Raw genomic sequence first — 8,338 nt, 5'->3', positions numbered from 1 at the left:
GCCCGCCGGGACCCGTCAACCGTATCGGGTCAACGGGTCATTGTCGCCTCTCCTCGTCACCCAAAGGTGGGAACAGTCGCTGGTCGCACACCGAAAGCATCGTTTGTATGACGATCGTCTCACTATTGATGGGTGGTGCCGTGGCCTTGGGGACCATCGAGCGATCGCGGCAATCGAGCTGGTCACGGTCGGTGCAGTCTGCTGGTCACCGTCACCGCAGCCGGGTGACCGCCGCCGGACTCGCAAGGCGTCCGGACTCACAAGGCGTCCGGCCCGCGTTCCCCCGTGCGGACGCGGGCGATGGCGTCGACGGGAAGGACCCAGATCTTGCCGGCTCCGCTGGCCGCCGATCCGCCCGATCTCAGGATCACCTCGATGACGTCCTCGACGTCGCAGTCCGCGACGACGCACTCGACCCGCACGGCGCTCACCGACTCATCGTGGAAGGTCTGCCCGCGATACGTCTGGGTACGCCACAGTTCGATGCCGAATCCGGTCACCTGGCTGACCGTCATACCCTGAATACCGAAGGTCTCAAGGGCGGTGCGTACGTCATCGATGCGATGTGGACGCAGGATGGCGGTGACCAGTCTCACCGGGACCTCACCAGGTTGTCTGGAACCGCATGCCGACGGCCCGGCGCACCTTCGGGATGAGGTTTCATCGCGGAGAAGCGTAGAGCCGGCAAGCGACGGTTCCGTCTCGGGAATGTCATCGAATGGCGTAACGGAAGGAATGGTAGATGTCCCTGCTCGACCGCGGTACACCCCCCGACCCGTTCGACGTGCTGCCCGCCAAACCGCTGTTCACCGTGACCAGTACGGACCTCGTCGACGGTGGAGTCGTTCCGTCCGATCAGGTGCACACCAGCGCCGGGGGCGCCGACATCTCCCCACAGCTGGCCTGGTCCGGTCAGCCCGCCGAGACCAGGAGCTTCGTCGTCACCTGCTACGACCCGGACGCGCCCACCGGCAGCGGATTCTGGCACTGGGTCCTGGTGGACATCCCCGCGGCGGCGACCGAACTTCCTCGCGGCGCGGGCAGCGGAGACTTCACCGGCCTGCCCGCCGGCGCGTATCACGTGCGCAGCGACTGGGGCTCCAAGGCGTATGGCGGGGCCGCGCCGCCGCAGGGCGACGTACCGCACCGGTACATCTTCACCGTCCACGCGGTCGACGTGCCGAAACTAGAGATCAACGACGAGGTCTCACCGGCCGTCGTTGGCTTCAACCTCACCTTCCACACTCTCGCCCGGGCCGTGCTGCGGGTGACCTTCCAACGCTGACGCGGGGCCGCCCTGCCGGCGCGGCGAGATCCCCGGGGATCGTCCCTGGGGATCGTCGTCCCCGGGGATCGTCAGCCGGTGGAGCTGGGACTGGGCTCCACGGGCGGGTAGCCGAACCCGCCCGTGAGGTCGGCGGCCCGTGGGACGGCCGGCCCGCCGGCGAGCTCCCGGTCGGCGAGCTCCCGGTCGCCGAGGAGTTCGTCGGCCATCCGGCGCAGCCTGCCGGGACCGAGATCCGGCGGGTCCAGCTCGGCCGGATCCAGATCGTCGGGGGTCAGGTTGGTGTCGTCGACCTCGCCGTGCATCTTCGAGCCGTTGAGCACCACGGGGATCTCCAGGTCGCCGACGACGTGCTCGACGTAGAAGGCGCGGGCGCCGATCAGCCACAGGGCGTAGCCCGGGTCGAGCCTGGGGAGCAGGTCGGCGGCGACGTCGGTGAGCCCGAGCGCGGCCTGCGTGTCGGCGATCTGATCGGACGCCTGCTTGTAGAGGATCCGGATCGCGGTTTCGGCGAGCAGGCCTTTGGCGATCTCCACCGAGTCCGGCGAGGCGGACAGCAGGTCGGAGATGCGGTGGGCGACGATCGCGTTCGCGCATCCCCACTGTCGGGCGAGCTTCTGCTGGGCGGACAGCCGGCGGACGAGGCCGGCGAACCGCATCAGCCGCCAGCACTCGTCGTAGACGACGTAGCGCTGCACGCCGTCCTGGCGCATGAGTGCCGCTTCCATCCACGCCTGCGCGCAGGTCATGATCAGGGCGATCATCTCATCGCTGCCCTGGACCCGCTCCAGGTTCAGCACGGCGATCGGACGGTCGAAGTCCAGGGGAGAGGTGGTCGGCCCGTCGAACAGACCGCCCAGCGCGCCGTGTGTGAGCCGGCGCAGGGTCAGCGTGGCATCCCGGGAGGCGTCGCGCAGCTCGGTCGCGGTCATCGGGAGGTTGACACAGTCCTCCTCGGTTGGATCCGTCATCGCCTCCAGCACGTGCGGCAGGATCGGGGTTGCCCACCGGTCCGGGGACGCCCCGGTGATCTGCCGGGTCACGACGTCGAGAGCCAGGTCGACCGCGGTGTGCTCGGCCGGGGTGAGCGGCACCCCCTTCGCCGTCTCGATCAGGGACGACAGCAGCGCCGAACGAGCCCGCTTCACCTCACGGGCCCAGTCCTCGTCGGCGATGCCCATCGGACGGGGTGGGGCGTCGAGCGGGTTCAGCCGGGTGGCCATGCCGGGCCCGATGTAGGTGGGCTCACAGCCGAGGCGCCGAGCCAGCCGCGTGTACTCGCCCTTCGGGTCACAGGGTACGGCGGCCTGGTAGCCGAACGCCGCCCCTCGCGAGATCAGCGTCTTCAGCAGCGCCGACTTGCGGGAGCCGACCGCGCCGAACACGGCGAAGTTCGGATTCTCGATGACCTGCTGGCGGTACAGCTCGAAGACGTCGAAGTCGAACGAGTTCCCCGACCAGACGTGCCGACCGATGTACATGCCGGGCGCGGCCAGGCCGGAGTCGACGACGAACGGGTAGATGCCGGCGATCTGCGCCGTCGTCTCCATGTGCGCGGGAAGCCGCAGCTTGTGGAACGTTCGCCCGCCGAACGGCCCGAACAGCCGTGGCGGCTGTGCGCCCCGGCGCAGGGCTATCTGGGCCCGGCGCATCGCCGCCTTCTCGGTGGCCGCCGCGGCCCGTTCCGCGCGCCGGCTGCGCCGGGGAGGCTCCGCGGATAGGCGTCCCTCGCGCCGCCGCCGCGGACCGCCGCCGAGGTCCACATAGCCCTCGGCATCGCGTCCCGGGTCGTGGGAGGTGGCCTCGTAGTCCGCCGCCTCGTAGCCGTCGGGGTCGTAACCGGTCTCGTCGTAGCTGGGCGGGTCGTCGAAGTTGCCGTCGTCGAAGTCGCCGTCGGGGCCCTCGTCGTCGGGGCCGCCGGGGCTGCTGTCGGCGCGCTCGGGGTGACCGGCCACGGCTTCACCGGCTGGATAGCCGGCCGGCACGTAACCGCCCACCGCATGGCCGTTGGCCGCATAGCCGTTACTCAGCTGGCCATTGCCTGGCTGGCCATTGCCTGGCTGGCCATGGCTCGTGTTGCTGTTACCCGGATAGCCGCCGGTCGGGTAGCCGGTCGGGACCGGGTACCCGCGCGCCGAGGCGTCGTCGTGTGCTGAGCTCACGAAACCCCCACCGCCAACGGTAGCGCTCCGACGCTGAAGCCCTGATTCTGCTCGCCGACGAGACGCACCATCTCCAACCGGCTGCGTGAGGCCAGCGTTTCGGCCTCACCGCAGGCGTCGGCGAGCCCGTCGAGGTCGTCGGCGGAGACCGTGACGAAGCCGTGGAAGCGGAAGGCGCCGAATCCGGCGATCAGCTCCTGCTCGCGGCGTTCGACCTCGTCGGCCTCGGCCACGTCGCGCTGGGTGGTGACCTTCCCGACCTTGTCCCGCATCTGCTGTTCACCGAGGTGCGCCATCCGCCGTCGGTTCACCGCCTTCTCCGCCTTCCGGCCGGGCAGCGGCTCGACCATCAGTGAAACCGTCCGCCGACAGGTCGTCTCCATCAGCAGCGGAGCGAGGAACGCGGCGGGGGAGGGCACACGCGGCCAGCCATTGATCCAGTACGTCGTGTGGAAGCCAGAGTCGGTGCGGTAGTGGTCCCAGGCGGTGACGGCCCGGACCGGGCCTGCGACCGCCGGGTCGATGCCGGACGCCAACCCCTTCAGGCCCCCGGCGAGGTCCGTACTCGCACCACCCCGCGCGTCAATCATCTCGATCGAGTACGGATCGTAGGTGGTGCGGATGACCGCGGCGAGCGCCCGTGGCGGCAGCCATCCGACCGTGTTGATGGACGCACGGGCGAGAGCCGCCTCCATCGTGCGCAGTTCGCCGAGCAGGACGGCGCAGGCCGCCTGGTCACCGCCCCCGGCCCGCTGGATCGCGCGCCGGGCGTCCCTGGCCCGAAGTTGGAACGAGAGGTAGGTCTCGTGTCGCTGCGCCACCGGACCCGCCGCGTCGATGACCTGCTGGTAGGCGTCGGCGGCCCAGGAGTCGTCGTGATGCCCGCGGACCCGCCAGTGCCGCTGAAGCTGGTCGCCGGAGTCGGGCAGCGTGCGTTCCAACCACTGGATGCGCGACAGTTTGCCGCCCCCGGCGGTCAGCCCGGCCAGCAGTTCCCCCCAGGCGTCCACCCTGGCCTGCTGGTCACCGGACTCCAGCAGGGCGAACTGGCTACCCTGCACCTGCAGGACGGCGGTGTAGGTCTGCTGCTTGGCATCCTTTACCACCGCCACGTACCGGCCGCCGCCGACCGGTACGGACAACATCACCAGCGACGACAGCGGCCCCGGGAGGACCGTTCGGCTGAGCTGGTCCTCCCCGGCGCCCAGCCGGAAGAACGCGCCACGGAACACCGTTTCGCCCGTCACCTTCTGCATCGTGAAGCCGAAGAGGATCGGCACCCACTGGTCGAGATTACGATCCTCCACCCGGACGAACGCAACAAACAGGAGCGTTACTCCCACCAGTACCCAGAGTGGGATGAACAGGAGCGGAGAGCGAAGTGCCCCGAGCACACACAGCATCACGCCGATCATCAGGCCGAGCTGCGGCCAGCGCATGCCCAGCATGACTCCGCCGCGTTCCAGCGGTCCGAAGCGGTAACTGCGTTCCGCGATCATCGACTACCTCGCTACCTCGCTACCTCGCCACTCAACTACTCACGTGCCGCCGGTGCGGGACGGCGGTACCGCCGCCGTCATCTTCGGAGGCCGGGACGCCGGCGGGGGCACGGGTACCCGCCTCGTGCCCTGACCGGTCCCGCGTGCCCCGCCCGTGACGGAACCCGGGCGCATCGTCCTCGTGGCGCCGACCGGCCTGGAATTGCTGCCGACCGTGACCGTCGCCCTGGTGGGGGTGGCGGCTCTTGCCGGTTGCCGGGTACTGCCACCGCCGGCCCGGGGCCGGCCGGCCGTCGAGCCGCGCACCGCGGCCGTGGCGGCACCCGTCCGGGATGACGTGCCCGCCGGAGCGCCGAGGCCGCTGCCACGACCGGTCCGTAGCCCGGCTGGCCGGGGCAGTGCGGGCTCGGCGCCGACGCCACCGACGTCGCCGAGCATGCCGCGGTTGCGGGTCTGCAGCCGTGCGCCGATTCCGCGGAAAGTCTCCCGCGACGTCGATCCCAGCAACGCACCCGCCCCTTGGCCGAACGACGCCGCACTGCGCCGACCTGCCGAACCGACGGCGCGCATCAGGTGGATGTCGGCGAATCCCATCAGATGCAGCAGGACGAAGGGAGCGAACACCGCCGCAATCATCACCACGGCCCCGCCGAGGATCGTCAGTGTCTGATCGACTGTGGAGCCGCTTGAGTCGCTTGCCACACCGGCACCGAGTGTGAAAATCGCGTAAATAACCGGCTTCGCGAAAATCAGCGCCAAGAGGATCTCGGTCGCCCGCTTGATCCAGGCGCTCGTGGACATCGTCGGCTGCCCGGCCAGATACACCGGGATGAACACCGCCATCACGATGATCGCGACCTTGCGGATGTACAGCACCACGAAGAGCGCAAACGAGAACAACGCCACCAGCAGCGACAGCACGATGTCGAGTGCGAAGTTCCCCTGCTCCGGTAGGGCCCGCAGCTGGGTTACCAGGGCCGAGCCGAGTGGCTTCCCGTCACCGAAGGCGTCGGCGATCCCGTCCGAGGCGGTGAGCACCATCTGTAGCAGGGTGAGTGCGACGAACGAGCCGAGGATCGCGGTGCCGGTGGAGGCGAGCGCGCGTGCGAAGATGTGAGGATCACCGCGCACGGCGCCCATGATGCAGGCGCAGATGAACAGGCCGGTGACGATCAGGACCGCCACCCCAAACGCGATGTTGTAGTTCTGGACGACGTAGTCGGCATTCAGGTTGATGGTCGTCTTCTGCGCCGCGAAGCTGAATACGGAGCTGGACAGGTCCGCCGCCATGCCGCAGAAGGCCTTGCCCGTCGAGTTGAAGTACGCATCCGCACTCCCCGCTATCGCATCCTTGATAGCACCGAGTGGATTGGGGTTGAAGGCCAGGATAATACTGCCTTCGCCTGTACCGCCGGACGTCATGAGACCGCTCCGATCAGAAGGAAACTCCGAAATTCCTCGGACCTCTGCTCAACGGGATCAGGACCATCCGGGCCATCGACGGCGTCAGAAAGTTTCCAATCTGTGCCATTCCAGCTCACCGTACAGAGGTCGGTTCCCCAGAAGTTGCGAGGCTTGTAGTTCGGCGATCCACCAATTATTCCGGCACTTGCATTGGACCAGATATATACTTTTGCCTCGTTGGGATTAAATTTTTCAATCTTATATCCGAGGGTTCGATAAATCAATTGAAAGTTCGGGGAATCTATGGATGTAACCCCGAAATTTTTTGCTGTCTTATTATTGACATCGATAAGAAGTTGGCTGAGCCGATTGGCGGTCGAGGGGTCTGCTATTGATTTAAAAATTTGCTTGAGGCGCGTGGGCTCGCGATTGATAGTTTTTCCGTATGCAGAAACGTAGTTGGCGCAGGCGCTGACGGCGCCGGCTTCGGTGTGGGGGTAGCCGACCGGGATACCGAACTCGTTGATCCGGGTGGGGACACCGGGGACTGAGGTGGGGTCGGCGGTGTTGGCCGGTTGGCTGGACGGTTTCGGCGAGGGGACCAGCGTCGGCGTCACTCCGGGCGGGGTAGCGCTCGGAGAAGCCTGCGGCGCGACGGACGCGGTATCCGGGCCATTCGAACCATTGTCTGGAACCACGTAACGGCCGATGACCAATCCGCCGATCACACTCACCGTGTCAGTGGTCACGATGATGATGATCAGGCGTCTGGCCGCCCACTCCACAAGACTTACCAACGCCCACTCCCCTCACAAGACGGCACGGTCATCATCGCAATGTCCGCCCGCTGGTATCCGGGGAACAGGTCAGAAGAGCGTTGACGATGGGTCATGGACCACGCCGGGGTCAACGGCAACGGTGAGCTCGACGGCGGGTTGACGCTGGCCAGCCGGGTTAGGGTCGGGTGCGGTGGCCGTTGCACCGGTGGCAAGGAAGAAGTTGACGAAGGCTGCCGCGGCACCGACGAGGAATGCGAGACCGAAGCCCGCGATCACACCGCTCTTGCCGACCATCGACGCGCGCTCGAGGCCCATCCGCTCGCCGAGTGCCCATGCGATACCACCCAGTAGCACAGCGGCGACCGCAGCGATCACCGCATAGGCCGCCAGGCCGTTGACCAGGTCTTTCAGAGCATTGATGCCAGGCGCCTTGGAGTCATCCGGTTTGACCTGTACCTCAGCGAGGACAACGGTCGCCTTGACGGCGGCGGCGTCCAGGATCATCTCGGTTCCTTTCCCACAGGCGGGGGGCCGCCCGGCCGATCCGGTCCGGCGATCCTTGTGGGTGCCGTTGGTGACCGTAGGTCGCCAAATCATACGCCCTGCGCCGCAGGGTGATCCTCGGTAGCCGCTCGTGGGCCGCCGGAAGCGCCAGAATCTGCACGGGCGGTGACCGCTTCCACGGCGCCGCCGGCCGCAGCCCCCGGCTGATCGACAGCGCCCGCAGCGGCCGTGACCTCGGCTTTTGCGAGAGTGAACAGGGCTTCCACGGCGGCCGCGGCCAGCTGGAGGTAGGCGCGGCGAGTACGTCGGCGTAGTCGAGGAATCCGCACCGGAGTATGCCTGCTGGGGTCGAGCCGGGCGTCGTACGGGATTCGGATCAGCGTGTCGACCTGCCGCCCGAGCCGGGCCGCCGCCGCGCGGGTCCGGGGCGAGGGACGGCCCCGGCGCGGCGCAATCATGGCTGCCACGATCATCGGCCCGCCGTGTCTGGCTGAGCCACCACCCGCCGCGTCCCGCAACGTACGCAGTCCGGTGAGTGTCGCCTCCAGATCGGCGGCGGTCGCGAGTGTGACGAGGATGATGAGGTCCGCGGCCTGGACCGCCGCAGGCGTCAGCGGTGCCTTGGCCGGCGCGTCGACCAGCACCAGTGGATAGGAATGCGCGAGCAGGCCGAGCACGGACCGCAGTCCGGTCGGGGCGACGGTG

Annotated in this window: 8 protein-coding genes; 1 reads left to right on the top strand and 7 read right to left on the bottom strand. The window is 68.0% G+C overall.

What is annotated here, in order from left to right:
• Positions 1–257: 257 nt before the first annotated feature.
• Positions 258–596 carry a P-II family nitrogen regulator gene (locus AC08ON_RS07450; RefSeq protein ID WP_476606975.1) on the bottom strand — a complete coding sequence of 113 codons (339 nt, stop codon included), beginning with the start codon at positions 594–596 and terminating at the stop codon, positions 258–260.
• A gap of 146 nt (positions 597–742) precedes the next feature.
• Here AC08ON_RS07450 and AC08ON_RS07445 point away from each other — a divergent pair, with 146 nt between their 5' ends.
• Entirely contained in the window at positions 743–1,285 is a 543-nt protein-coding gene (locus AC08ON_RS07445) for a YbhB/YbcL family Raf kinase inhibitor-like protein (RefSeq protein WP_011434509.1), read from the top strand.
• Positions 1,286–1,356: 71 nt separating this feature from the next.
• On the opposite strand, the gene AC08ON_RS07440 is transcribed toward AC08ON_RS07445, so the two are convergent.
• The 6 genes from AC08ON_RS07440 to AC08ON_RS07415 all read right to left on the bottom strand — a co-directional run.
• On the bottom strand, positions 1,357–3,447 hold the full coding sequence (locus AC08ON_RS07440) for a conjugal transfer protein TraC (RefSeq protein ID WP_476616683.1): 2,091 nt from the start codon (positions 3,445–3,447) through the stop codon (positions 1,357–1,359).
• The gene (locus tag AC08ON_RS07435) at positions 3,444–4,946 is read right to left on the bottom strand and encodes an SCO6880 family protein (RefSeq protein WP_476606973.1); all 1,503 of its coding nucleotides are present in this window, start codon (positions 4,944–4,946) and stop codon (positions 3,444–3,446) included. The genes AC08ON_RS07440 and AC08ON_RS07435 overlap by 4 nt, the downstream gene beginning before the upstream one ends.
• A gap of 39 nt (positions 4,947–4,985) precedes the next feature.
• The gene (locus AC08ON_RS07430) at positions 4,986–6,368 is read right to left on the bottom strand and encodes a TrbL/VirB6 family protein (protein ID WP_476606972.1); all 1,383 of its coding nucleotides are present in this window, start codon (positions 6,366–6,368) and stop codon (positions 4,986–4,988) included.
• Complete coding sequence (locus tag AC08ON_RS07425) at positions 6,365–7,147, bottom strand: DUF8175 domain-containg protein (protein WP_476606971.1); 783 nt, start codon at positions 7,145–7,147, stop codon at positions 6,365–6,367. The genes AC08ON_RS07430 and AC08ON_RS07425 overlap by 4 nt, the downstream gene beginning before the upstream one ends.
• Before the next feature lie 69 nt (positions 7,148–7,216).
• Positions 7,217–7,633, bottom strand: coding sequence for a DUF6112 family protein (locus AC08ON_RS07420; RefSeq protein ID WP_011434514.1), 417 nt, complete (start codon positions 7,631–7,633; stop codon positions 7,217–7,219).
• An 89-nt stretch (positions 7,634–7,722) separates the two neighbouring features.
• Positions 7,723–8,338 (bottom strand): MinD/ParA family ATP-binding protein (locus tag AC08ON_RS07415; RefSeq protein WP_476616682.1); only part of this gene is annotated, 616 nt, incomplete at its 5' end.

Source organism: Frankia sp. CoWAU3 (assembly GCF_977971855.1).
Note: the sequence above shows the minus strand (reverse complement) of the source record. Positions and strands in the feature narration are given on the sequence as shown.